This window comes from Acidimicrobiia bacterium (genome assembly GCA_030584185.1).
In the GTDB taxonomy this organism is placed as follows: Bacteria; Actinomycetota; Acidimicrobiia; order Spongiisociales; family UBA11373.
Map to the genome: position 1 here is coordinate 1573528 of CP129495.1, position 23568 is coordinate 1597095.

Sequence of the window (23568 nt, forward strand, 5' to 3'; positions counted from 1 at the left end):
ACCGATCGGCCGCGAAACCGTACCCTTGCGGTTGCGATGACCGATTACGAGCGGCTGTCCTTCCTGGACAACACCTTCCTCGCCATGGAAGGGCCCACCAATCCGATGCACGTGGGTGCCACCCTGTCGTTCGCCCCGGGTGGTCTCGCCACCGCCGACGGAGGGGTGGACATCGACTCCGTCCGGGCGTTCATCGGCAACCGACTCCAGTACGTCCCGCGCTACCGGCAGCGGTTGGAGTGGATTCCCATCGAGCGCCATCCGGTCTGGGTGGACGACGCCCACTTCGACCTCACCTACCACGTGCGCCACACCGCCCTGCCCCGTCCCGGCACCGAGGAGCAGCTGCGGATGCTGGCCGGACGCATCCTCAGCCAGCGCCTCGATCGGAACCGTCCCCTGTGGGAGGTGTGGGTGGTGGAGGGCCTCGCCGACGGGGGCTTCGCCCTGGTGAGCAAGGTTCATCACTGCATGATCGACGGCCTTTCGGGGGTCGACCTGCTCAAGGTGCTGCTGGCGCCGTTCCCATCCGACGACCTCGGGGAGCCCGACGACTTCAGGCCGCGACCGGCTCCGACGCCGGCACGGCTGCTCGGCGAGGAGTTGGGGCGTCGCATGCGGAGTTCCCGCGAGGCGGTGCGCGAGGCGCGGCGCTTCGCCCGGGAGTCACGACTCCTCGGTGACGAGGCGAGACAGCGCATCGGCTCCATGGTGCAGTCGGCCCGCTCGGGGTGGCTCACCCGAGCCTCCGAGACCCCGCTCAACCCGCACATCGGACCGAACCGCCGGGTCGACTTCCTGGTCACCGACCTCGAGGAGGTGAAGAAGGTCAAGAACGCCCTGGGCGGAACGGTCAACGACACGGTGATCGCCGCCGTGTCCGGGGCGGTGCGATCGTTCCTGGTCGAGGAGAGGGGTTTCGACGTCGAGGGGATCGACTTCCGGGCGATGGTTCCGGTGTCGACCAGAGACGGGTCCGGCGCGGACCTCCCCGGCAACGCCGTCACCATGTGGCTGGTGCCGCTTCCCATCGACCTCGCCGGAGCCCGGGAGCGCCACGCCGCAGTCGTGGAGCGCACCACCCATCTCAAGGTCACCGATCAGGCCACCGGGGCCGCCCTGCTCACGCAGTCGGCGTCGTTCACGCCGTCGACGCTGCTGTCCCTGGCCGCCCGAGTGGCGGCGGCCACGATCCGGCCGTTCAACCTGACCGTCACCAACGTGCCCGGACCCCAGGTTCCGTTGCACCTGCTCTCTGCTCGACTGCGTCGGATCTTCCCGATGGTCCCCCTCTGGGTGAACCACGGACTCGGTGTGGCGCTGTTCTCTTACGACGGGACCCTCAACTGGGGGCTGGTGTCGGACTTCGACTCGGTACCCGACATCGACCGGTTTGCCGGCCACCTGCGGCGGGCACTCGACGAGCTGTTGGAAGCGGCAGGCTGAGCGACGCTCACCAGGAGCGATCGCCGATGGCGTACAGCCAGCCTTCGAGGGTGCCGACCAGGATGACGCCGTTGGGCGCCACCGCCGGGGAGGAGAGGATCGAGTAGGAGTCCTCGGGTCCCCACTGGCAGAACTCGGCCCCGAACTCGGGCGGGAAGGTCCCGGGCCCGCCATGGTCGCCGAGGAAGATTCTCCACTCGACCTGCCCTGTCACCACCGAGACCGCATAGAGGCCGCCGTCGTGGCGGGGAAGCACCACCTGGCCCGAGACCACGACCGGGGAGGGCCAGTGCGGGTAGCAGTACGAGCCGGTGACCGTGTCCCACACGGTGTCCCCGCTGAGGGCGTCGAGGGCGATCAGCCGGTCCGAGTAGGCCTCGCCGTAGACCAGGAGGTCGCCGACGTGGGCCGGCGAGGATCGGATGTTCCCCCAGTCGTTCTTGAGGCCGGCGGCATCGCGTGCCCGCCACACCTCATCGCCGGTTGCCTTGTCGAGGGCGGCGATGGCGGGCTCGGCGAACAGGTCCTCGCGCAGCAGGGTGATCACCACCAGGTCGCCGACGATGGTCGGTGCGGCGTAGATGCGGGCCAGCGCCCCGGCGGTGTCCTGGCTGCGCACCTCGCGGCGCCACACGATCTCGCCCGAGAGGTCGAACGCCACCACGTCGCGGTTCTCACCGGCCACGACGATGATCTCGCCATCCGTGCTGGCTCCGCCCCGGACCGCACCGTCCACCTGCTTCTGCCACAGGCGCGTGCCGGTGCGAATCTCGTAGGCGGTGACGTATCCGTCGGCATCGCCCACGACCACCATGTCGTCGATGACCAGGGGGTGGCCGAACACCGCCACCCCGAGCTGCTCCTCCCAAACCAGTTCCATGTCGGATGCCGACAGGCCCCAGACCCGACCCTCGTCTCCGGTGGCGACGACGATCCCGTTGCCGAAGGCCACACCGTTGACGTCATGGGTGGCCTGGAAGTAGGCCTTGCGCTCTCCCGTGCCGAGGTCGATGGCGTACACCCCGTCGAGACGGTCCGGGACTCCCTGGAGGACGCCCGCGCTCCCCACGTAGACGGTGTTGTTGGCCACGATCGGACTGTTCAGCCACCCGCTGATCCCCACCTCCTGGCTCCACATGATCTTGGGCGTGGTGATCGTCGGAGCGTCCGTGCACCCCTCTCTGGAGCCCGAGCCCTGGAAAGTGGGCCACTGCTCGGGCGTGGTCTCGCACTCGATGGATACTCCGGCGAGGAGGAGCCCGGCATCGTCCACTGCGACGCCCGCCGGCAGCAGGAGCGTGGGGATGGTGGCGTCTTCCAGCGTGAGCACCCTTCCCACGTCGTCGTCGGCGTCGCGAAACCCCCACCAGTAGATGGACACCGCCAGGAAGGCGACGATCACCAGGGGCAGCACGAGGCGCCCGATCCCGATGTCGCCCTCGAACCCGGCCACGGATCCGCGGGTGCGCCCGCCGTCGGTGAGGAAGCTGGCGTAGTGGTGTCGTCGAGCCATCGGGAAAAAGGTTAGGGGCACCTGGGGCAATCGGATCTGAGGGATCCGGCGAGTACGCTGATCGGCATGGACGTCTCAGAGGAGCGCATCGCCCTCTTCATGGACTTCGAGAACCTGGCGATCGGAGCCCGCGAGGACCTCGGCGGCGCCCGTTTCGAGATGAAGCCGGTTTCGGATGCGCTTGCCGAGCGGGGGCGTGTCGTCGTGCGGCGTGCCTACGCCGACTGGAACCTCTTCGAGGACTCTCGGCGCATGCTGGCCGAACACCACGTCGAGATGATCGAGATCCCGCAGCGGATGGGAGCGAGCCGCAAGAACGCCGCCGACATCAAGATGGCGGTGGACGCCATCGAGCTCTGCTTCGAGCGGGATTACATCACGACGTATGTGATCGCCACCGGGGACAGCGACTTCACCCCGCTGGTCCACAAGCTGCGTGAGCTGAACCGGAGGGTGGTGGGGATCGGCCTGCGGGCCTCCACATCGGCGATGCTTCCCCCGGCCTGCGACGAGTTCCTCTTCTACGAGACCCTGGACGGTGTCGAGTTGCCGCAGCGGGCCGCCCGCAAGCCGCGCCGAGAGGCGGCGCCCGCCCAGTCGCAGTCGAAGTCCCCCGACGTCGGGGCCGACCTGGAGCGCCTGGTCACCCAGACCCTCTCCGGCCTGCAGCGGTCGGGGAGTGGCGTGGTACTCGCCTCGAGCCTGAAGCGCGCCCTGTTGCGCAAGGACCCGACCTTCTCCGAGGCGGATCACGGATTCCGCACCTTCGGCGAGTTGTTGCGTCACCTCGCCGACCGGGGCGTGGTGGACCTGGCCGAGAGCGGGGCGCGCGGCGATCCCGAGGTCACCTTCAAGGCGTCGGGGGGTCAGGACGAGCACGCCTTCGAGTTGTTGCGTCAGGTGGTGGCCAAGGGGAAGGGCCCGGCGGCACTCTCCGGGCTCAAGGATCGGATCCGCAAGATCGAGCCGGCGTTCTCCGAGAAGGACTACGGCTACGGCGGATTCCTGCAGTTCTCCAAGGCGGCGGCGGCCAGGGGCGTGGTCGAGATGGCCTGGTCCGACGACGCCGAGGAGTACCTGCTCACTCTCCCCGAATGAGCCGGCCCATGGCGCTGGTGCGCGCCGTGCCCGATTCCTTCTCCGACTGCGTGACCGCTGCCCCGCCGGTGCCTCCGCTGGACCCGGTCGTGGCGCGAGAGCAGCACCACTGCTACGCGGCGGCACTGGAGGCGGGGGGCTTCGCAGTCGTCACGATCCCTGGCGACGAGGCCCATCCCGACTCGCCGTTCATCGAGGACACGGCGGTGATCATCGACGATGCCGCCCTCCTCACCCACCCGGGCAACCCCTCCCGACGCGGAGAGGTGGCCGGCACCCAGGAGGCTCTGGCCGGCCTGGTCGCCGTGGAGCGGATGCCGGTCGTCGGAACCCTCGACGGTGGCGACGTGCTCCAGGTGGGCCGGACCGTCCTCATCGGGTTGAGCCGCAGGACCGACCAGGCCGGGGCCGACACCCTCGAGGCGTTCGCCCGGGCGCGCCATCGATCGGTGCGGCGGGTTCCGGTGCGCTCGACCCTGCACTTGAAGTCGGGGTTGTCGGCCGTCGACGACGAGACGGTCCTCTGGCATCCGGCGGCCTGCGACCGGGACCTGCTCGACGGCCTGCGGGTGGTCGAGGTGCCGGGAGACGATCCGGAGGCGGCCAACGTGGTCCGGCTTCCCGACGGCGCCGTCCTGGTCGCCGCACACCAGCCTCGCAGTGCCGAGCTGGTCGCCGGCCTGGGGCTGCGACCCGTGGCAGTGGACGTGTCCGAGTTCGCCCGTGCCGATGGCGGCCTCACCTGCCTGTCGCTCCGGATGAGGTCGGTGTACCGGGCATGAGGGTCGTATCCTCCCGACGATGACCGACAGCGAGACGGCGGTACCCGCCGAAGTGATTGAGGAGCCGGAGCCGGACCCGTCTTTCGTGAAGGCGCCCAAGCTGATGCGGATCGCCTCCATGACCAGGGCGATGCTCGACGAGATCCGCCAGGCGCCGCTCGACGACGCCGGCCGGCGGCGTCTCGCCGACATCTTCGACAACTCCATCATGGAGCTTCAGGACGTGCTCAGCCCCGACCTGCGCCAGGAGCTCGACGGGCTGTTCATTCCGTTGGCGGCGGAGACCGTCACCGAAGCCGAGCTTCGAGTGGCTCAGGCTCAGCTGGTGGGATGGCTGGAGGGGCTGTTCGCCGGGATCCAGGCGACCCTTTGGAGCCAGCAGGCGGCGGCCGCCAGCCAATTGGAGCAGATGCGGGTGCGGGCGCTCGAAGCGGGCCGTGCCCGCCCGGGTGACGTGCCCGGGCAGTACCTCTGATGGACCGCCGCCGGCTGCTGCGCCGGCTGCGAACCGTCCCGACAGTCCTCCTGCTCTTCTTGTTGGTGACGATCACGGCGCCGCTGTGGCTGGCGGTCGGGCTGGTGGTCGACCTGTTCCGTCGGATCGGCACCGGCAGGCCGTTCATGGCGGTGAGGATCTTCGCCTTCGGATGGGTGTACCTGGCGGTCGGCGTCGGCGGCCTGGTGCGTCTCCTGTGGGACTGGTTGGTGACCGGCTTCGGCAGGAACGGGGAGGCCCTGTTGGATCGCACCTATCGGATCCAGGAGTGGTGGGCCATCACCCTGTTCGGGGCGGTCCGGCGCATCTTCGGGCTGACCGTTTCCGTGGACGGCCTCGACGATGTCGCTCCGGGCCCCGTGATCGTGATGATGCGCCACGCCTCGATCATCGACACCCTGCTGCCCAACGTGTTCGTGACGACGGGTGCCGGGATCCGACTTCGCTACGTGCTGAAGAAGGAGCTGCTCGCCGACCCCACGCTCGACATCGCCGGGAACCGGCTGATCAACCACTTCGTGGATCGGGCGGGCGACTCGGCCGCCGAGGTGCGAGCGGTCCTCGCCCTGACCGACGGCCTCACGGCGTCCGAGGGGGTGCTCATCTACCCCGAAGGCACCCGGTTCACCGAGGAGAGGCGTCGGCGGATCATCGAGAACCTCGAGGGCCGGGCATCGGAGCTGGCGGCGAAGGCGCGCAGCCTGCGCCGGGTGCTGCCACCGCGGGTCGGAGGCTCGACGGCGTTGCTGGAGAGTGGCCACGACGTCGTGGTCGCCGCCCACACCGGGCTGGAGCCGCTGGCGACCATCCCGGACGCCTGGTCGGGGCGAATCGTCGGCTCGGAGCTGCGTATCCGGCTCCGCCGTTTTCCTGGCGCGTCGATCCCCGAAGGCAGGAGAGGGCGCGTCGATTGGCTCTTCGAGCGATGGGCGGAGGTGGACGCCTGGGTGGGCAGGGCGTGAGCACCGGCGTTTCGCCGGCTGCTCGAGTGGATGGCTGCCAGGCCAGGGACCGCCTGTCTCAGGCGAAGCTCGCCGAGCCGATGTACTCCACCAGCACCCGGTCGTCATCGTCATCGTCAACCGACCAGAGGATGACCCAGGCTTCTCCCGAAGCGTCAAGCATGACACACCACAACGGTGGGTCCTGGAATCTGTGTGCGCGCAGCCACGCTTGGCCGGGGTTCTCCTCGAGAGCATCCAGGATCTCGTCGACGCGGTCGAGCACCTTGTGCCTGCGAGGATCTTCCCTCAAGCGGTCGTATTGGAGGAGGGCAATCTCTGGGCTCAAGAAGACTTCGGCCACAAGCCGACACTACCACAATGCCCCACTACCCTACTACCCAGTTGCCGTATTGTATCTAGTGGGGTAGAGTGCTCGAAGAAAGGGGAACCCGGATGTCAGCCGAAGCCGTAATGGTTGAGCTCGATCAGCGACGCCGACTCAGTCTTGGCAAGATCGGTCATGCGGGTCACAACCGGTACTTGGCGAGCGTCGAGCCCGACGGGACCATCATCTTGAGGCCCGCTGTCGTGATGACCGAACTCGAGGCATCGTTCCTCAGCAACGGCAAGCTCGTCGAGTCGATCCGTCGCCAGCGGAAGGATCCAGGCGCCTACGTGAAGCGACCAAGGTAGGCCGTCCCCCGGCCCGGTGTTCGGGGCGGGCATGTACCCGGGAATCGCCACCCCACGGAGTCCGTTCGGCCGTCAGGGGCCGGTGACCGTCACCGAATCGATCGTCGGCGGGTCGGCGGGGCGATCCTGGGCGTCGGTGGGCAGGGCGGCGATGGCGTCGACCACCTCCATCCCGGAGGTGACCTTCCCGAAGATCGTGTAGGCCTTGGGGAGCCGCAGGTCTCCGAGGCACACGAAGAACTGGGAGCCGTTGGTGTTGGGCCCGGCGTTGGCCATGGCCACGGTGCCCCGGGTGTATCCGCGGGGGTCTTCGAGCTCGTCGCGGAAGGTGTAGCCGGGTCCGCCTCTTCCGGTGCCGGTCGGGTCGCCGGCCTGGATCACGAACCCGGGCACGATCCGATGGAAGATCACGCCGTCGTAGAAGCCGTCGCTGGCGAGAAAGAGAAAGTTGTTGACGGCCCGGGGCGCCTCGGCCGGGAAGAACTCGATGGTGACTTCGCCGAGCGAGGTGTGCAGGGTGGCCGAGTACTCGCCATCGAGGTCGATGGTGAGGTCCGGCGCCGCGGAGTAGGTCTGGGCCATGGGCCGCCTTTCGGATGGGGCGGAGAACCCTAGCCCCCATCTGATGCCGGCTCGCCCACGAATGACAAAATCGTCTTACGCGTCAGTTTGACGCGTAAGGGGTGCCGTCGACGCCGAGGTCGAGCGGATTCGGGCTGCTCAGGCGCCGGGGAAAGCCTCCTGCGGGATGGCGAACACGCTCGCCCCCCCGGCGAGAACGCCCGCACTCCGGCAGGGGACCCCGGTGAGGATTCGCTCGGCGTAGAAGCGAGCGGTGGCTATCCGGCCCTCCAGGAAACCCTCCGGGTAGCCATCGGGCCCGGTGGCGGCGGCGATGGCACCTCGCAGCAGCATCCATCCGCCGAAGGTGTCACCGACCATGTCCAGGAAGTCGGTGGCTCCGGCCAGGGAGTCGATTCGTTCCATCGCCTGCAGGCGGTCTGCGGTGTCGGCCACGGCGTCGAGCGCGTATAGAAGTTGTGCCGCTACGTCGGAGAGGCGCTCGGGAGCCGCCTTCGCCTCAGCCCGGGCCTCCTCGATCAACTCCCGGAATGCGTCGCCGCCGCGCAGCGGGAGCTTCCGGGCGACCAGGTCGATCGCCTGGATCCCGTTGGTGCCCTCGTAGATCGGGGCGATGCGCGAGTCGCGCCACCACTGGGCGATCCCGGTGTCCTCGATGTACCCCATCCCGCCATGGATCTGGATTCCCAATGAGGTCATCTCGACCCCGAGGTCGGTTCCCCAGGCCTTGGAGATGGGCGTGAGGATTGCGGCGATCTCCGCCTCCCGCTCTCGCACCTTGGCCTCGGGATGCCGCTCGGCGAGTTCGACGGCGACGGCGTTGCGGTACATCACCCCCCTCATCGCCTCGATCCGGCTGCGCATGGTCATCAGCATGCGGCGCACGTCGGGATGACGGATGATCGCCGCGTCGTCGGAGCGTTCGCCTTCGGGGCGCCCCTGCCGCCGCTCCTGGGCGTATGCGGCGGACTGCTGGTAGGAACGCTCGGAGAGGGCCAGGCCCTGGAGTCCGGTCGAGAGGCGGGCGTGGTTCATCATGGTGAACATGTAGCGCATGCCCTGGTGCTCCTCGCCTACCAGGTAGCCGACGGCGCCTTCTCCGCCGTCGCCGAAAGACAGCACGCAGGTGGGGCTGCCGTGGATACCCACCTTCTCCTCCAGCGACACACAGGTGACGTCGTTGCGCCGATCGGGCTTGCCGTCGGGGCCGAGGAGGAACTTGGGGACGATGAAGCAGGAGATGCCCCTGGTGCCGGGGGGTGCCCCCGGCGTCCGCGCCAGCACCACGTGGACGATGTTGTCCGCCATGTCGTGCTCGCCCCAGGTGATGAAGATCTTGGAGCCGGTGATCCGCCAGGTGCCGTCGTCCACGGGTACCGCCCGGGTGCGCAGGGCCCCCACGTCGGACCCGGCCTGGGGCTCGGTGAGCACCATGGTGGCGGTCCAATCCCCGGGCACCAGGCGGGGGAGCCAGGTGGCCTTCTGCTCGTCGGTCCCGTGAGCCATCAGCAGGGCGTCGGCGCTGTAGATGAGCATGGGGCACAGGGCGAACGCCATGTCGGCCGACATCACCATCTCCTGGAGACCGACTCCGACCGCTCGAGGCAAGCCTCCGCCACCCCACTCCTCGGGAAAGGCGGCCCCGACCCAGCCGGCATCGACCATGCTCCGATACGCCTGGCGGTACCCGGGGGCGGTGGTCACTGAACCGTCCGGTTCGTGCACGCTGCCGGTGCGGTCGGCATCCCTGGCCAGAGGGGCGATCACCTCGGCGAAGAATCGGCCCGCCTCCTCCAGGGCGCCGGTGAGCAGGTCGCTGTCGAGGTGGGCGAACTCGGGGAGCGAGGTGAGCCGGCCGAGCCCTGCGACGTGCTCCAGGGTGAAACGGATGTCGGTGATGGGGGGGCGATAGCCGCTCATGGCGACGAGGGTAGATCGCCCGGTGTCGGATCGGGGCGGACGGCAAGGCCTTCGACCACCTCGGCGCCGGGGAGGCGGCGGAACGCCTCGGGGTCGAGGGACACCTTCATCGCCCGGCTCCCGCCGCCGACGATGCAGCGGGACAGGTCCATCACGGCGGCGTCGACCAGCACGCGCAGGCCGTCGGGAAGGCCGAACGGGGTGACCCCGCCGATCTCCATGCCGGTCACCTGGCGGGTGAGATCGGCGGGGGCGAAGGAGAGTCGCTGTACCCCCAATAGGCGGCGCACGGCGTGGTTGACGTCGAGGCGGGTGGTGGCGAGGGCGACACACACGGCGTGGACGCCCTCGGGCTTCTTCGATGCCACCAGGATGGCGTTGGCCGACTCGTCGAGGCGGTAGCCGTAGTGCTCGCAGAAGGCGGCGGTGTCGGCGAGGTCGGGGTCGATGGTGAGGGTCTCGAACTCGGCATCCAGCGCCTGGAGTGCCTCCACGACCCGGGTGGCTGTCGGATCCATGGGGTGAGGGTATCCGCCCGGTGGGTCGTCCCGTTACCCTTCGCCCGTGACCCAGCGCCCCGCCCGCGACCTCAAGGGGATGCCGCCATGGGTGCCGCGCCTGCTGGCCACCATCGTGGGCATCGTGGTCGGCATGTGGGTCACCTACAACGTGATCCGCGCCCTGCGCGACCTGATCGTCATCCTGCTGATCAGCCTGTTCCTCTCGGTGGCTCTCGAGCCGGGGGTCAACTTCCTGTCCCGGAAGGGCTGGCGCCGGGGCCTGGCCACCGGGGCCATGTTCCTGGCCCTGGTGCTCTCGGCAGGACTGTTCATCGGGCTGATGATCCCGCTTATCGTCGACCAGGTTTCCCTGCTGGTGGAACGACTCCCCGGGTACATCGAGGACATCTCGGCGTTCCTCGCCCGTTTCGGCATCGACTTCTCGGGGGAGCGCATCGCCGACGCCACCGGGCAGCTGGGCGGCGACCTGAGCAGCTTCGGGAGCGACATCGCCGGGAGCATCTTCGGTGTGGGCAAGACCCTGCTCAACACGGTGTTCCAGCTGCTCATGATCGGCCTGTTCACCTTCTACATGACCGCCGAAGGCCCGCGCTTCCGCAGGGCGGTGTGCTCGGTGCTGCCCCCCAGCCGGCAGATGGAGGTGCTGCGGGCCTGGGACATCGCCATCGACAAGACCGGCGGGTACTTCTACTCGCGGGCGCTGCTCGCCGGGATCGGAGCGCTGGCCGCCTGGGCGACCTTCCGGGTGGTCGGGGTGCCCTTCGCCCTGGCCCTGGCGTTGTGGATGGCGCTGCTCTCCCAGTTCGTCCCGGTGATCGGGACCTACCTGGGCGGGGCGCTGCCCCTGCTCATCGCCCTGCTGGAGAGCCCGGGCAAGGCGCTGGCGGTAGCCATCTACGTGTTGGTGTACCAACAGCTGGAGAACTACCTGCTGGCCCCGAAGATCACGGCGCGCACCATGGCCCTGCACCCGGCGGTTGCGTTCGGGGCGGCGATAGCCGGAGGCACCCTGCTGGGCGCTCCGGGGGCGATCATGGCCCTGCCCGTCGCCGCCACCGTCCAGGCGTTCGTCGCCACCTACATCGAGCGCCACCAGGTGGTCGAGTCGCCGCTGACCATCGAGCCGCCCGACGACGAAGAGGACGGCGAGGCGTAGCCGCCCTCAGCCGAGGGGACGACAGGCTGTGCAGGCCCGGTATCCGGCGGCGGCCGCCTCGGCGGCGCTCCCGAACTCGACCCGGTGTGCTCTGGTGATCCGGCGGGCGTGGCGGCAGGTGGGGTGGCAGAACACCCCGGTCCTGGCGGCGGCGACGAACCGCACCCCTCGCGCCGCCAGCCGCTCGAGCTCAGGCAGGTCGAGGCCCTCGTGCTCGAGCAGCACGCCCTTGTTGGACGGGTCGCCCAGGGAGTAGTCGCCGAGCCGCCCATCGGCCCGCACCACCCGGTGGCAGGGGATGATGATCGGGACCGGGTTGGAGGCGAGGGCGGTCCCCACCGCCCGCATCGCCCCGGGTCGTCCCAGCCTGCCGGCGATCCATCCGTAGGAGCGCACCTCGCCGCGGGGGATGGTGGCGGCCACCCTCAGCACCTCGGCCTGGAACGGCGTGACGCCGCTCAGGTCGACGGCGAGCCGCCCGGGACGGCCGGCCTCGATGGCGGCGTCGAGGTGGCGGGCGATCGGGTCCGGCGGGGCGGGCAGGGCCAGTGCCTGGCGGCCCCTCTGGCGGAGGTACTCGTCGGGGTCGAACTCGTTGGCGAGGCCGACCGAGGTGACACCGCGAGGGCCGAAGGCGACCAGGAGTTCTCCGACGACGCTGGGGCGGGTGACGAAGCCGTCGGCGATCCCGGCGCCGGTGAGGACGGCGGGCAGCAGGTGGTCGGGGGCGGTGGCGCCGAGGCCGGTGAGGGCTTCGAGGATCGGGTCGCGGGTCATCGGTCGACCTCCTGGGGGATGGTGCGGCGCAGGCGGGCGAGGCCGCGATGGACGTCGGACTTCACCGTCCCCACCGGCCGGCGGAGCACCTCGCCGATCTCCTCGTAGGGGAGGCCGACGACGTGGCGGAGAACCACGGCGCGGCGCATCTCCCAGGGGAGTTCGGCCAGGTGCCGGGCCAGGGCGTCTCCGAGGTGGCGGTTCGCGGCCTCGTCCTCGGGGGTGCGATCACTCGCGGCGAGGTCGTCGGGAAGCGGCGAGGGGGTGCCCCGGCGCGCCCGGGTGCGGTAGTGGTTGCGACACAGGTTGATGGCGATGGTCCACACCCACGGGGCGGGCCGCAGGTCGCGGATCCGCTCGGGTGGGTAGGTGCGCAGCGCCCGGTAGGCGCGCAGGAAGGCCTCCTGGGCGATCTCCTCGGCGTCGTGGGAGTCGCCCACCATTCGCAGGACGCCCGAGTAGACGCCGTCCTGGAGGGCCGACACAAGTCGGGGGAAGGCGGCGTCCAGGTCGCCGGCCAGGTCCGCCGGGAGGGTGTCGATCTCCATCGTCGTCATGCTCCCATGAACCCCGTGCCTTGGCTCGGGGTTGCACCTACCGTGAGGCCATGGCCGGATGCTGTGATCCCCGGGGCTATCGCATGGTGTTCTCCGAGCGCGAGGCGAGGCGAGCCGTGAGGCGCTTCGAGCGCAAGGGCCTCGACGCCACCGCCCGCCTCATGGTCGACGCGCTGAGCAAGCGGGGGATCGAGGGCGCCACGGTGCTGGAGGTTGGGGCAGGTTCGGGAACCGCCCAGGTGGCGCTGCTCGAGGCGGGAGCGCAGCGCTCCACGGCTTACGACATCTCCCCGTCGTACGAGCGGGTGGCGGGTGCACTTCTCGCCGGCAGGGGGCTCACGGATCGGGTCGACTGGCACACCGGCGACTTCACGGCCGCCGCCGACGCTCCCGAGGCGGCGGTGGTGTTCGCCAACCGGGTGGTGTGCTGCTACCCGGAGATGGAGCCTCTGGTCGACGCCGCCACCGGTCGTTCCCGGAGGCTGCTGGCTCTCGCCTACCCCCGTGACCGCCTGCGGGTCCGTTTTGGGGTGAAGGTGGTGAACCTGTTCCTGCGCATGCGCAAGGTCCCGTTCCGGGTGTTCGTCCACGACCCCGACTCGATCGCTGCTCGCGTGGAGGCGGCGGGCCTGTTGCCGGTGGCGGGGGGCGAGACCGCCCTGTGGCATTGGAGGGTGTGGGAGCGGGCGGCCTGAGGGCCACCTGGGACGGTCCGGATTCGTAGGATCGTCTCCTCACGGGCCGCTTGACACGGGAGAAGCGCAGCGAGAGCGGGGGAGGTGGGACGGCGAATGGCAGTGGGCGATCCAACCGCGGCGGACAGATACCGAGAGTACTGGGCCTATCTAAGGCACGTTGAGAGCCTTCGCTTCCAAATGGCTGGTGTTGTGTCAGTTCTGGCCGGTGCCGTCCTGGGGTGGGTTCTCACCGACGATGAAGGGCTGATCGGTAGGTTCGGCTATTCCTGGTCGCTTGCACTGCTCGCGGGGATGGAGCTTTTCATCGCGTTCGCTGGTGCCTACATCGTGGAGCACAAGAACAACTACACCTGGTTTCTGGAGCGGATGCGAAGAACCGACCCGGGTGAGGTGTGGCAGAAGCCTCACTTCGAGGTGTTCGGCTGGCTGATGGCCATGTTGGGTCTGGTCGAGGCGGCATTCGCGGTGGCAGGGATCGGGGCGTTCGGCCGCCAGCACTTCTGGTGCCACGGCGCATCGTTAGCAGCCGTGTGGGTGCTCACGATCCTCTACTGGTGTTTCCGGTATCACTGTGGACTGTGCTCGGCACATCCCATCAAAGCGAATGGCAGGTCGCGATGTTGTCCGAAGCGCTGCCGGCCACTTGCCGATTGATAGCCGCCACACCTGAGACGATCTCCGTCCAGTTCGCGACGAGGGGGCAGTGATGTGCGACGGTGAGCCCACGGTCGACGGGTATCTGGCTTCCTTGCCGCCTGATCGACGCCCGGCGATGGAGGAGGTGCGGCGGGTCATCCTCGACAGCTTGCCCGACGGGTACGAAGAGGCGGTGGAGTGGGGGATGCTCTCCTATCGGGTGCCACTCTCCGTGTACCCGGACACCTACAACGGGAAGCCCTTGCTCTACGCCGGTCTCGCCTCGCAGAAGCGCCACATGGCGGTATACCTGATGGCGGTGTACCTGGACGAGGCGGTACGGGCGACCTTCGAGGAGGAGTACCGAGCAACCGGGAAGCGCTACGACGCAGGGAAGTCGTGCATCCGATTCAAGAGGCTCGAAGACCTCCCGCTCGAACTGGTCGCCCGGGCTATCGCCAATCTGCCGGTCGAGGAGTTCGTGGCCCGGGCCAGGGCGGCCCGGGAGGCGAGAAGAAGATGAGGTGGTGTCAGGTCCGGCGCCTCTCGGGGGAGCCGTAGGGTGCCAGGGGCGGCTCGTGTCGGTACTCGGCTGACTCGGGAGCCACTGTGAACAGGACCCCCTGTGCGGATCGCCGCTGCTTGGCCTCTTGGGCCATCTGAGGGAACCGGGCCGCGAACTTTCGGTAAGTGTCGCCCATGATTCGGTGTCCCGCTGAGTGGTCCGTAGCGAAGATCATGTCATACAGCGGACCCCGCGACGTGCGAACGGTATAGGCATGCGTGTAGGTGTAACCGAGGATCCTTTCGACTCGCCAGCGCATGAGGTTGACGTACTCGAACCGGGCCGCACGCGGCCTGATCCGACCTCGCACTCTCTCTTTGTAGATTCGCTGCCAATCATCGGTGCCGAACACGCGCGTGATCCTGTCGGCGAAGTCCGGGCGAAGGGTTCCAGTCTTCTTGAGGAGCCGTGTCATCGAGGCGTGAGGGAACAGCATCCATAGCTCGACCTTGTACTTGCTGGTCGACTGCTTGAACTCTGCGATGGTCCTGAGCGTGGACCACCAGCAATCGGGTCCATCGGGATCGATGAACGCAAACGTCGGTGCCCACGGAGGTAGGTCGCCCTTCGCGAGTATTGCTCTCAGCTCTTCGTTGCAGTCGCCCTGGATGACCTCGAGGTCTCTACCGGGGAAGCGGGATCCCAGGTCGGCGGCGAGTTCGTCGGCTCGAGTGAGTTCGAATAGCCGAAGGTGAGTGAATGGGGGGTCGACCTCCAGGGCGATCTCCGCGCCGCTCTGGAGCGGCTCGCGTGTCTCACGGCTGCGGCTCCCCGGTGTCCCAGCAAAGAGGTCGAGGTAGGTTGTCTCGCTCACCGATTTCGACGCCGTGGTGAATGCGGACAGGTAGTCACGCAGCAATTCCAGCTTCCACTCGGTCCACCATCCCCAGAGGCGCTCGCCGCTCACGACGCCACCGGGACCCGGGGCATCCCGTCGTGAAGGCGGCCGGCGAGGAGGCGGCCACCCGCTTTCGGGGTGCGCCCGCCCCACTGCTTGAAGAAGAAGGGGACCTCGGCAGCGGCACATTGGTCGCGGATATCGAGGGCCCATTGCTCACGCATCGGACGGGCCTGGGGTCCACTCTCGCCACCTACGATGACCCAATCGATGCCTTCCAGGTCCAGCCCCGGCAGCGCACCGAGGAGCGGCTCGAGGCTGAGGAACCGCACTGCGGCCGGCACCCGACGCAGATGGTCGACCCGGAACCGGTAGGCGATGGTCTCCACGCTCACTCCCATCCACACATTCGGCGGCCAGGTCAGCTCCGGTCCGAGCGTGGCCAACCGCTTGGAACGCTTGGTAAGGATCTGATAGGTGTGCCGCGGCGTCGCCGCCATCACCTCGAATACCTCGTAGACGAACGACTCGGGTACCTCCGGGTGGAACAGGTCGCTCATCGAGTTGACGAACACGATGCGCGGCCTCACCCACCGGTGGGGCAGGTCGAGGGTGTCGGGGTGGAGCGTGAGCCCGAACCCGGGTCCCGAGGTGCGTGGGTCGCCGTCCCGCTGGTACTTGGTCGACCCCATCGCCTTGAGCCGCTTGGCGAGGGTGAGCGCGTAACAGTTGTCGCAGCCAGGTGAGACCCGGTCGCATCCGGTCGTCGGATTCCAGGTCGCCTCGGTCCATTCGATGCCGGTGCCGTTGCTCATCGTGGCCTGTGCCCCTTCCATTGGCGCAACGTATGCCGTGGCCGTGACACGTTCCGAACGTTGGTCACCCCACCTCGTAGACCTTCATCACTTCGTCGCCGTAGTGGTTGATCACCTTGACGGCGATCTTGCCGGTCGACGGCTTGGGGAAGGGGCGGCTCTCGGTGCGGTAGAGGGTGGACCAGGCTTCCTCGTCGATCTCGGCCTTGAGCGCCTTCTTCAGGCGGTCGTAGGGTTCGTCGGCACCGGTGAAGTAGGCGTGGCGGACGAAGAACGACTCGCCGTTGTAGTCGGTGTCGATGAACCACACCGCGATGTCGTCCACCGTGTCGGAGCGAATCTCGCCGGTGGTGGGGTCGTAGACGTCGATGCCCCTGACCTCGGCGACCACCTGGCCGTCCTTGCCCACCTCGATGCGGATGTCGGGTTCGCCGAACACCATGAACAGGTTGCCGGCGCCGGTCTTCTTGAGCAGGTCGTCGCCCATGGCCAGGTCGGGGTTCATGCGGGTGGGGAGGATGGTGAGGTCGCCGAACTGGCCGACCATCTGGTCCACCGAGGCGTCGAAGGCGAAGCCGCACACGACGAGCACATCGAACCCGACGCCCTTGACCGCCTCCTTGGCGGCCTCCTTCACCTGCAGCGGTCCCACCGTGCCGTGTTCGGGGCCCACCGAGATCGCCACCCGGCGGGTCTCGCCGGTGGCGTCGGTGTAGGTGGCGGCGCCCTGGATCCACTCGCCGGCGTGAGGCTCGAGGGTGTCGAACGTCATCCGCTCCTGCTTCACCCGGTTCTGGACACCGGCCTTGCGCAGGTTGGCGAGGATCATTGGCACATAACCCTCGCGGCGGGGGTCCTGTTCGGCGGACACTTCGGCGGCGGTGCGTTCCACCGCCTCGGGGTCGAGCACCCGGTGGGGCGACAACGACTCGACGGTGAACCGCCCGGTCACCCTCACCCGCTTGTTGTCCTCGTAGGGTTGGTCGACGAGGAGTTCCTGGTCGGCGTGGCGGGCGATGGCGGCGTCGATCTCCTCGCGGGTCATGCCCTCCGTGATGTCCGGGTTGTTGGCGATCGTGGTGGACGTGATGTGGAGGGCCCGCTTGTAGACGAATCCCTGCTTGATGTCGTCGCCGGTGGGCGAGTCGGCCGGAGGGACATGGGTGATCTCCGCCTCCTGCAGTCGACCCTCCCTCGAGTCGGTAAGCAGGTACCAGGGGTAGCGGGCGGACATCAGCCGGGTGCGGGCCAGGGCGATCGCCACCCGGGAGGTATCGATGGTGATCCAGCGCCGTCCCCACTGTTCGGCTGCGTAGGCGGTGGTGCCCGAACCGCAGGTGGGGTCGAGGACGAGGTCGCCGGGGTCGGTGGTCATGAGGATGCACCGTTCGACCACCGTCGTGTTGGTTTGCACCGCGTAGATCGGGTCGGCAGCACCGCCGAGGTTGTCCCACCAGTTGTCAAGGGCGACAAAGGGGAAATCGTCGTAATACCTTCTGTATCGCCAGGTTGTCTCGGCTGCCAGCAGCCGTCCGGCGAGTCCGAGTCTTGCCATCCCAGGCAACGCGCCGTCATCCGTGATGGCGGAGTGCTTCCACGAGTTCCCCTGCTTTGGCGAGTAGGTCATACCCTCCCAACTGAAAGGGACAGCCTGCGTTCGATAGACGCCTCCCCCAGTGAGGTTCTCCGAAGTCAGTAGGCGTGCTCCTGGTGCCACCCTCGCCAGGCGACTCGGGTCCAGCCGCAGGTCGGCAAGTTCCCCGGTCTCCGCGGCTGGCACAGCCGAGATGGTCGTGATTGTGCCGTCGGGCATCTCGACGAGCCTGAATGTCCTCAAGACGTCGCCTGAATAGCCGCGAGGTGCGAATAGGGGCCGGAACTTTGGACCGGGCCTCGCGCTCCTCGGCTCCTTGGTGTACCAAAGCAGGTAATCGTTAACAGGATCGATGTAGCCAGACCTCTGTGACCCCTTCTTCTTGAATGGAATCGTGACCACGAAGCTTTCGGTGCCAAACACCTCGTCCATCAGGCTGCGAACCACATGCAGATTCGCGTCTCCGATCTGCACGAACACGCTGCCCGACTCCGTGAGCAACTCCCGCGCTGCAACCAGGCGGTCGCGCAGGTAGGCGAGGTAGGAGTGGATGCCTTTCTCCCAGGTGTCGCGGAAAGCCTTGACCTGCTCTGGTTGTCGAACCAAGTCTTTCGCCTCACCGTCGCGCACGTCGCGATCCCGTGTACTCACCTGCCAATTCGATCTGAACTCGATGCCGTAGGGTGGGTCGAGGTAGATCATCTGCACCTTGCCCCGCAGGTGCTCCTTCTCGGCGAGGCTGGCCATCACCAGCAGCGAGTCGCCCAGGATCATGCGGTTCGACCAGTTGGCGCCGTGGTGGTAGAAGTCGAGGACATGCTCGGGTTCGACCCCGTCGAACTGGGCGAACAGGCTCATCTCGGGTTCGCGCTGTGACGAGTCGCGGCGGAGGTCGTCGATGATCACCCGGGGTTCGATCTTCTCCTGGATGTAGATCGGGACGACCGGGACGGCGAGGTCGGCGGCGTCCTGTTCGTCCTTGCCCTGCCACACCAGTTGCGGGTCGAGGGAGGGGTCGCGGGGGTAGAGCATGGTGGAGGGGTGCTTCTCGTGGTCGGCGGCAAAGTCGGCGAGTTCGGCGGTCGGGATGTTGGGACGGGTGTCGCCGTGGCGGAGGGTGTCGACCTGCTTGGTGGTCTTCTTACGGGGCGTGCCGGCCATGGTCAAGCCCCCCGTGCCCCGGCAAGCACGCCGCGAATGGGGCCTTCGGCGTCCCAGGGGTCGGTGATCTCGACGAAGGCCCAGCGGCCGAAGCCGCCGTGGCGGTTGACCGCCGGCACCCACAGGCTGCGGGTCGTGTCCACCTTGGCCTCCTTGTCGCGCTTGCGTTCCCCCGACACCTCGACGATCAGGTTGAGTCCGTCGTCGAGCACTGCGATGAAGTCGGGGTAGTAGGAGCGGTGCTGCCCGTCGATGGTGTAGGGGATGGCGAAGCCGAGAGCCTGGTTCTTCACGTAGCGGTCCACCTCGGGCATCGTCTCGAGCACCTGGGCCATCTTCTGCTCCCACGACTCGGTGTCGGCCACCACATGCGAGATGTGGCACCTGTCGGCGGCAGTGGCGTACACCGGTTTGGTGGTGTCGAAGTCCACGAACGCGGTGGTGCCGACGGCGTCGTTGGGCAGCACCACGGCCTCGATGCGGAGGTCGCCGTCCTCGGACCCGGCGACGGCCCGGTAGATCTTGTCGAGGGCGTCGGACTCGTAGCGGCCGATGCGCAGCAGTTGCGGGAAGGCGCCGTCGGCCAGGTGGACGCACTCGGCTATCCACTGTCGCACGATGCGCAGCAGCTGCGGGAACAGCCAGGGCTTGTCGGCCTCGTCCTCGGTGCGGAAGCAGCGCATCGCCAGCCGCCGGGCGAGGGCGAACTCCACCTGCTGCATCCGCCACTGCTTGATGTCGTCGAGGGTGTGGGTGGCGGTCTCGCCGACGATCCCGGCCACCTCCACCTTCGTCGGCAAGTCGCGGGCGGTGAGGGTGAGATGGTGTTCGGGGGCGAAGTCGGCGTCGAGACGCTCCCCGTCGAGGCGGTAGCGGTAGCCGATGACCCGGGGGAAGGCGATCTCGCGGTCGGCGCGGTCGGGCAGGGCCCGCACCCGGGTGGGCATCGGTCCCGGCTTGGGGTCGGTGGTCTGCCCGGCGGCGGGGATGAACGAGAACGGCACCCCGTACACCTCGGCGTATTCGGCGTCGAAGCGGCCCTCGTCGTTGAGGGTGTAGGCGCGGCGGCGCAGGCCGCGGCCGATCACCTGCTCGCACAGCAACTGGGTGGAGAACGCCCGCACCCCGAGGATGTGGGTGACAGTGTTGGCGTCCCAGCCCTCGGTGAGCATCGACACCGACACCACGCACTTCACCTGCTCGCCGAGGCGGCCCGGCTTGCCCACCGTGTTCATCACCTCACGCAGCAGATCCTCGTCGGTCATCTCGTCGGGGTCGCGGCCGGGGAAGCGCAGACGGATCTCCCGCTTGAACTCCTCGATCTCCGCAGCGGCCGCAGCCTTGAACTCGGCCGACATCGCGTCGCCCGACTCCAACTGCTTGGAGTCGATGAGGATGGTGTTGGGCCGGTCGATCCAGGCACCCCGCTCGGCGTTGGAGAAGATCGGCAACTCGCCGGCCTGCACCACCGTGCCGCCGTCGGGGCCGGGCACCGCGCGGCCGGCGATCCAGTCGTAGACCATCTTCGACACCGAGGTGTTGTTGCACACCACGATGAACACCGGCGGGGTCGACCCGTCGTGGGTGCGGGCCGCGGAGTCCTCCCAGCGGCGGTAGGCCTTCTCATAGTCCGAGTACAGGCTGTGGAGGGCGCCTTCGAGTTCGGCGGGCAGCACATCGGCCTCGGCGTCGGAGGCCTTGCGGCCCTTCCTGGGCAACTGGTCGCGGATGCGGACCCACAGATCGCGGTAGGCAACCCCGTCACCGGCCATCTGGTCGTCGGACACCGGCACCCGGGGCACCTTGACCACCCCGGCCTCGATGGCATCGATCAGCGAGAAGTCCGACACCACCCACGGGAACAGCGTCCCCTCCGAGTACCCCGAGCCGCGCAGGAAGAACGGGGTGGCCGACAGGTCGTACACCGTCTTGATGCCCAGTTTTGCCTGCACCCCCTCCAGGCCCGACAACCACACCCGGGCCTCCTTCTCGCGGGTCTCGGCCTCCTTGCGGTCGTCACCCACCAGTTTCGGCTCGTCGGGCACCGGGTCGGGCTTGCTGCGATAGCAGTGGTGGGCCTCGTCGTTGATCACAACGATCTGCTTCGACGAGGTGCCGAGTTCCCGGGTGACCCGGCGCACCATCTCGTCGGGTGACTCCACGAATGCGCCTTCGGGGAGCAGCGCCTTGTGCACCTTCGACAACTGCTGCTTGGCCCGCTGCTGGAAGGCGTGGAAGTTGGTGATCACGATCCGGGCCCGGCCCAGGTGCTCCCGCAACTCGGGCGGTACCAGGTCCATGACCCGGTAGTAGTTGTTCGGGTCGGACGGCAACACCACCCGCAGCCGATCGCGGATGGTGATACCCGGAGTGACGATCAGAAAGCGATCGGTGAACCGGGCATCCTGCGGCGAGGCCGCCTTGTTCAGCGTATGCCAGGCGATGAGCATCCCCATCACCACCGTCTTGCCCGACCCGGTGGCCATCTTGTGGGCCACCCGGTGGACGCCGGGGTTGGCGTTGGCGGACTCCTCGGCCAGCAGGTTGGGGATCCAGGCGTCACCGACCTTGGTGGCGACCTCGGTGATGTAGATCGCGGTCTCCAGCGCCTCGATCTGGGCGAAGAAGAGGCGGCGCTCCCGTTCGGGGTCGCTCCAGTACTCGAGGAGGCGGCGCGTGGTCGGGGTGACATGAAGCCAGCCGCCGCGGTGCCATAGATCGACCCGCTCCCGGATCCGGTTGATGGTCGGGTTGGGTTCCACGCGGTCGGCGGTCCACTCGGTGTCGAATGCTCGCTGCCCACCCTTCCGCTTCGCCGCCGGGATCGGTACGAAGTACGAGGAGGGTCGGCGGAACTCGGCGATCTCGTCGGTGATCCCGTCGTCGTCGAACTTGTGATGGCGGCTGGGCGCGTCGAACGGCGAGTTCAGAATCGGATTGTCGATACGAACATCCCGCGCCACGGAGCGGAGGGTAGTTACTGGGAGAAGAGGGGGGCGGAGTAACTGTCCATGCCCGGGCGTCGCCTGACGCGCTGTCTCACGCACTCTCCCAGGGTCCATCTGGACGGGCCGAGGGGAGAGCGGGTTCCAATGCTGCAATGTCCGCGATTACGCGGACTGGTACTTGGCTGGCGTCAGCTAGCTGTTCAAGCGTGCGGCCGGAAGAGATGTAGAGGTCGACCGCATTGCGGATAAGCGTGGGGCGCTCAGCGGTGCCAACGGGCCCGGGCTCAGTGCGGCGGCCGAACTGGGAGCTGAACGCCGCCATGGAACGACGGAATCCAGAGTCTGAAACCCGGCCCAAAGTGCGGCACCGGTATAGCAGCGCTTGGATCGAGACACCCCATCGGCCCTTGAGTTCGATGAACCGCGGTAGGTCATACCGGCTGGGCAGCTCATCGCGGATATCGCCCTCGGGCATGAGGAACGCGGCAGCGAACGAGTTGGCCTGTCGCTCCGCATCTGGATTGGCCGGCTCAGCATCCTGGTGCATGACCAGGTGCCCCAACTCATGCGCTGCATCGAACCTTGACCGTTCCTTGTTGTTCTTGTCAGCCGCTAGTACGACCATCGGACGGCTGCCAATGTCACACGAGAACGCGTTTACGCGTTCGGTATCGAGGGTTAGGCGCGTGACCAGGGTCCCTTTCGCCTCAAGATGTCGGACGACATTCGAGACGGGACCGGGTGCGATGCTCCACTCCTGTCGGGTGACAGCTGCTATCTCCTCAATCACCTCGAGACCGGCACCCGCACCAACGTCGAACTGCGGAATACCGACATCGGGGAACTCGACAGACTTCGCGAGTTCCTGTACTAGATCCCAAAGCAGGACTGCATGTGCCAGCGCCATTCTCCGTTCGCGCTGCGTCGTGGATCGGAGGCTCCGGAAATGGGCAGCGCTCCCGACCTCTGGGACGGCGTGCCGGTGAGCGAAGAAAGTTGGCGGAAAGCCCAGCGCGAGCGCTAGTCGCTGCACTGTGATGGGACTCGGTCGAGCAAGCCCGGCCTCGAATTGCGACACGGCCGAAGGCGTTACCTGGATCATGGCCGCGAGGTCCTTCTTCAGGATCCCCGCCGCCGTTCTCGCGAGCTCAAGACGCCGCGGATCGAAAGCCGCAGCAATCGCACGGGCCTTCATGACCTCTCCTAATGCTTCAGGCGAAGTTCGACTTGCGGTTCCTGCAGTTCGTCGTGGGAGGGTAGCTGCGGTGGGGTCCGATCATCCCAGATGCGGCTCGTGCCGCCCCGCTCATCGTCGAGCGCCCACACTCGTTCCACCCATCCCCAGGTTTCGTTGCCGAGGTACATGGTGGGCGCGCCAAGGTGGATGTGCTGGCACCCACCGAGCAGGGGATCGCCGTAGTGGACGAGATGAAGCTCTCTGAGGTCGGCAGGGTTCGATGCCTTCCGCTGGAGCCCCGCCAGATACGCCTCGTCCCATAGTGGCTGATTGGATCGCGCCGCGTGGGCACGTCGGGGCGTTCGCGAGAAATCATAGGCGTATGGATCCTTGCCCATCATCGAGTTGCCGGTGTACACCCCGATCGTGTGGTGACCGACGATCACCCTGAACGACTCGCCAGGGACGCCGGGAACACGACGCACCGTCGACACCCCCGGGATTCCAGCGACCTCCTGCTCAATGTGGTACCAGGCGAGCCGGTACGCACTCGTCCCATAGGTCTGGTTGTCGTAGCCGTCTTCGAGCACATGATCATCGGCCGCCAGGTCGTGTGCCCGTCGCACGGCCTGGATCATGGACGGCAGGAGC

General features: G+C 67.7%; 22 protein-coding genes. 9 read left to right on the forward strand and 13 right to left on the reverse strand.

The genetic code is table 11. The features are described from left to right. Positions 1-36 precede the first annotated feature (36 nt). Entirely contained in the window at positions 37-1446 is a 1410-nt protein-coding gene (locus tag QY307_08090; protein WKZ82040.1) for a wax ester/triacylglycerol synthase family O-acyltransferase, read from the forward strand. A 7-nt stretch (positions 1447-1453) separates the two neighbouring features. On the opposite strand, the gene QY307_08095 is transcribed toward QY307_08090, so the two are convergent. Then, a complete protein-coding gene (locus tag QY307_08095; protein ID WKZ82041.1) occupies positions 1454-2959 on the reverse strand; it encodes a PQQ-like beta-propeller repeat protein in 1506 nt (501 codons plus the stop codon). 66 nt (positions 2960-3025) lie between these two features. Between QY307_08095 and QY307_08100 the strand changes: the two genes are divergently transcribed. The 4 genes from QY307_08100 to QY307_08115 are packed head-to-tail and all read left to right on the forward strand — an operon-like array spanning position 3026 to position 6297. Then, positions 3026-4057, forward strand: a complete 1032-nt coding sequence (locus QY307_08100) for an NYN domain-containing protein (GenBank protein WKZ82042.1) — start codon at positions 3026-3028, stop codon at positions 4055-4057. Beyond that, positions 4054-4839: an arginine deiminase family protein gene (locus QY307_08105; GenBank protein ID WKZ82043.1), complete on the forward strand. Its 786-nt coding sequence runs from the start codon at positions 4054-4056 to the stop codon at positions 4837-4839. The genes QY307_08100 and QY307_08105 overlap by 4 nt, the downstream gene beginning before the upstream one ends. A 19-nt stretch (positions 4840-4858) precedes the next feature. After that, a complete protein-coding gene (locus QY307_08110; protein WKZ82044.1) occupies positions 4859-5314 on the forward strand; it encodes a DUF2587 domain-containing protein in 456 nt (151 codons plus the stop codon). Then, positions 5314-6297, forward strand: coding sequence for a 1-acyl-sn-glycerol-3-phosphate acyltransferase (locus tag QY307_08115; GenBank protein WKZ82045.1), 984 nt, complete (start codon positions 5314-5316; stop codon positions 6295-6297). The genes QY307_08110 and QY307_08115 overlap by 1 nt, the downstream gene beginning before the upstream one ends. Positions 6298-6355: 58 nt before the next feature. Here QY307_08115 and QY307_08120 read toward each other — a convergent pair whose 3' ends face one another. The 4 genes from QY307_08120 to QY307_08135 form a co-directional block, all read right to left on the reverse strand. Next, positions 6356-6640: a hypothetical protein gene (locus QY307_08120; GenBank protein ID WKZ82046.1), complete on the reverse strand. Its 285-nt coding sequence runs from the start codon at positions 6638-6640 to the stop codon at positions 6356-6358. 404 nt (positions 6641-7044) lie between these two features. Continuing rightward, positions 7045-7554: a peptidylprolyl isomerase gene (locus QY307_08125; protein WKZ82047.1), complete on the reverse strand. Its 510-nt coding sequence runs from the start codon at positions 7552-7554 to the stop codon at positions 7045-7047. 138 nt (positions 7555-7692) lie between these two features. Continuing rightward, the gene (locus QY307_08130; GenBank protein ID WKZ82048.1) at positions 7693-9474 is read right to left on the reverse strand and encodes an acyl-CoA dehydrogenase; all 1782 of its coding nucleotides are present in this window, start codon (positions 9472-9474) and stop codon (positions 7693-7695) included. Continuing rightward, positions 9471-9992 (reverse strand): YbaK/EbsC family protein, encoded by a 522-nt coding sequence (locus QY307_08135; GenBank protein WKZ82049.1) that lies wholly within the window; start codon positions 9990-9992, stop codon positions 9471-9473. Before QY307_08135 ends, QY307_08130 begins: the two co-directional genes overlap by 4 nt. Positions 9993-10038: 46 nt before the next feature. On the opposite strand from QY307_08135, the gene QY307_08140 reads away from it, so the two are divergent. Then, positions 10039-11151, forward strand: coding sequence for an AI-2E family transporter (locus QY307_08140; protein ID WKZ82050.1), 1113 nt, complete (start codon positions 10039-10041; stop codon positions 11149-11151). 6 nt (positions 11152-11157) lie between these two features. On the opposite strand, the gene QY307_08145 is transcribed toward QY307_08140, so the two are convergent. After that, positions 11158-11928, reverse strand: coding sequence for a methylated-DNA--[protein]-cysteine S-methyltransferase (locus QY307_08145; GenBank protein ID WKZ82051.1), 771 nt, complete (start codon positions 11926-11928; stop codon positions 11158-11160). Next, complete coding sequence (locus QY307_08150; GenBank protein ID WKZ82052.1) at positions 11925-12476, reverse strand: RNA polymerase sigma factor; 552 nt, start codon at positions 12474-12476, stop codon at positions 11925-11927. The genes QY307_08145 and QY307_08150 overlap by 4 nt, the downstream gene beginning before the upstream one ends. 59 nt (positions 12477-12535) lie before the next feature. On the opposite strand from QY307_08150, the gene QY307_08155 reads away from it, so the two are divergent. The 3 genes from QY307_08155 to QY307_08165 all read left to right on the forward strand — a co-directional run bounded on the left by QY307_08155 (position 12536) and on the right by QY307_08165 (position 14342). Continuing rightward, the gene (locus tag QY307_08155) at positions 12536-13180 is read left to right on the forward strand and encodes a methyltransferase domain-containing protein (GenBank protein ID WKZ82053.1); all 645 of its coding nucleotides are present in this window, start codon (positions 12536-12538) and stop codon (positions 13178-13180) included. 294 nt (positions 13181-13474) lie between these two features. Next, on the forward strand, positions 13475-13837 hold the full coding sequence (locus tag QY307_08160) for a hypothetical protein (protein ID WKZ82054.1): 363 nt from the start codon (positions 13475-13477) through the stop codon (positions 13835-13837). A 52-nt stretch (positions 13838-13889) separates the two neighbouring features. Continuing rightward, complete coding sequence (locus QY307_08165) at positions 13890-14342, forward strand: DUF1801 domain-containing protein (GenBank protein WKZ82055.1); 453 nt, start codon at positions 13890-13892, stop codon at positions 14340-14342. A gap of 7 nt (positions 14343-14349) precedes the next feature. On the opposite strand, the gene tcmP is transcribed toward QY307_08165, so the two are convergent. From tcmP to QY307_08195, 6 genes are all read right to left on the reverse strand, one after another. Next, positions 14350-15291, reverse strand: a complete 942-nt coding sequence (tcmP, locus tag QY307_08170; protein WKZ82056.1) for a three-Cys-motif partner protein TcmP — start codon at positions 15289-15291, stop codon at positions 14350-14352. Then, on the reverse strand, positions 15288-16037 hold the full coding sequence (locus QY307_08175) for a phage Gp37/Gp68 family protein (GenBank protein ID WKZ83780.1): 750 nt from the start codon (positions 16035-16037) through the stop codon (positions 15288-15290). The genes tcmP and QY307_08175 overlap by 4 nt, the downstream gene beginning before the upstream one ends. A gap of 64 nt (positions 16038-16101) precedes the next feature. Continuing rightward, on the reverse strand, positions 16102-18792 hold the full coding sequence (locus tag QY307_08180; GenBank protein ID WKZ82057.1) for a site-specific DNA-methyltransferase: 2691 nt from the start codon (positions 18790-18792) through the stop codon (positions 16102-16104). A gap of 2 nt (positions 18793-18794) precedes the next feature. Next, entirely contained in the window at positions 18795-21755 is a 2961-nt protein-coding gene (locus QY307_08185; protein ID WKZ82058.1) for a DEAD/DEAH box helicase family protein, read from the reverse strand. Positions 21756-21831: 76 nt separating this feature from the next. After that, on the reverse strand, positions 21832-22935 hold the full coding sequence (locus tag QY307_08190) for an XRE family transcriptional regulator (protein ID WKZ82059.1): 1104 nt from the start codon (positions 22933-22935) through the stop codon (positions 21832-21834). A gap of 8 nt (positions 22936-22943) precedes the next feature. Beyond that, positions 22944-23555 (reverse strand): hypothetical protein, encoded by a 612-nt coding sequence (locus QY307_08195; GenBank protein WKZ82060.1) that lies wholly within the window; start codon positions 23553-23555, stop codon positions 22944-22946. Positions 23556-23568 lie beyond the last annotated feature (13 nt).

Coding starts and splice junctions, on each gene's coding strand:
- QY307_08090 (WKZ82040.1), top strand. CDS start 37: ATGACCGATTACGAGCGGCTGTCCTTCCTGGACAACACCTTCCTCGCC.
- QY307_08095 (WKZ82041.1), bottom strand. CDS start 2,959: ATGGCTCGACGACACCACTACGCCAGCTTCCTCACCGACGGCGGGCGC.
- QY307_08100 (WKZ82042.1), top strand. CDS start 3,026: ATGGACGTCTCAGAGGAGCGCATCGCCCTCTTCATGGACTTCGAGAAC.
- QY307_08105 (WKZ82043.1), top strand. CDS start 4,054: ATGAGCCGGCCCATGGCGCTGGTGCGCGCCGTGCCCGATTCCTTCTCC.
- QY307_08110 (WKZ82044.1), top strand. CDS start 4,859: ATGACCGACAGCGAGACGGCGGTACCCGCCGAAGTGATTGAGGAGCCG.
- QY307_08115 (WKZ82045.1), top strand. CDS start 5,314: ATGGACCGCCGCCGGCTGCTGCGCCGGCTGCGAACCGTCCCGACAGTC.
- QY307_08125 (WKZ82047.1), bottom strand. CDS start 7,554: ATGGCCCAGACCTACTCCGCGGCGCCGGACCTCACCATCGACCTCGAT.
- QY307_08130 (WKZ82048.1), bottom strand. CDS start 9,474: ATGAGCGGCTATCGCCCCCCCATCACCGACATCCGTTTCACCCTGGAG.
- QY307_08135 (WKZ82049.1), bottom strand. CDS start 9,992: ATGGATCCGACAGCCACCCGGGTCGTGGAGGCACTCCAGGCGCTGGAT.
- QY307_08145 (WKZ82051.1), bottom strand. CDS start 11,928: ATGACCCGCGACCCGATCCTCGAAGCCCTCACCGGCCTCGGCGCCACC.
- QY307_08150 (WKZ82052.1), bottom strand. CDS start 12,476: ATGGAGATCGACACCCTCCCGGCGGACCTGGCCGGCGACCTGGACGCC.
- QY307_08155 (WKZ82053.1), top strand. CDS start 12,536: ATGGCCGGATGCTGTGATCCCCGGGGCTATCGCATGGTGTTCTCCGAG.
- QY307_08160 (WKZ82054.1), top strand. CDS start 13,475: ATGGAGCTTTTCATCGCGTTCGCTGGTGCCTACATCGTGGAGCACAAG.
- QY307_08165 (WKZ82055.1), top strand. CDS start 13,890: ATGTGCGACGGTGAGCCCACGGTCGACGGGTATCTGGCTTCCTTGCCG.
- QY307_08175 (WKZ83780.1), bottom strand. CDS start 16,037: ATGAGCAACGGCACCGGCATCGAATGGACCGAGGCGACCTGGAATCCG.
- QY307_08180 (WKZ82057.1), bottom strand. CDS start 18,792: ATGGCCGGCACGCCCCGTAAGAAGACCACCAAGCAGGTCGACACCCTC.
- QY307_08190 (WKZ82059.1), bottom strand. CDS start 22,935: ATGAAGGCCCGTGCGATTGCTGCGGCTTTCGATCCGCGGCGTCTTGAG.
- QY307_08195 (WKZ82060.1), bottom strand. CDS start 23,555: ATGATCCAGGCCGTGCGACGGGCACACGACCTGGCGGCCGATGATCAT.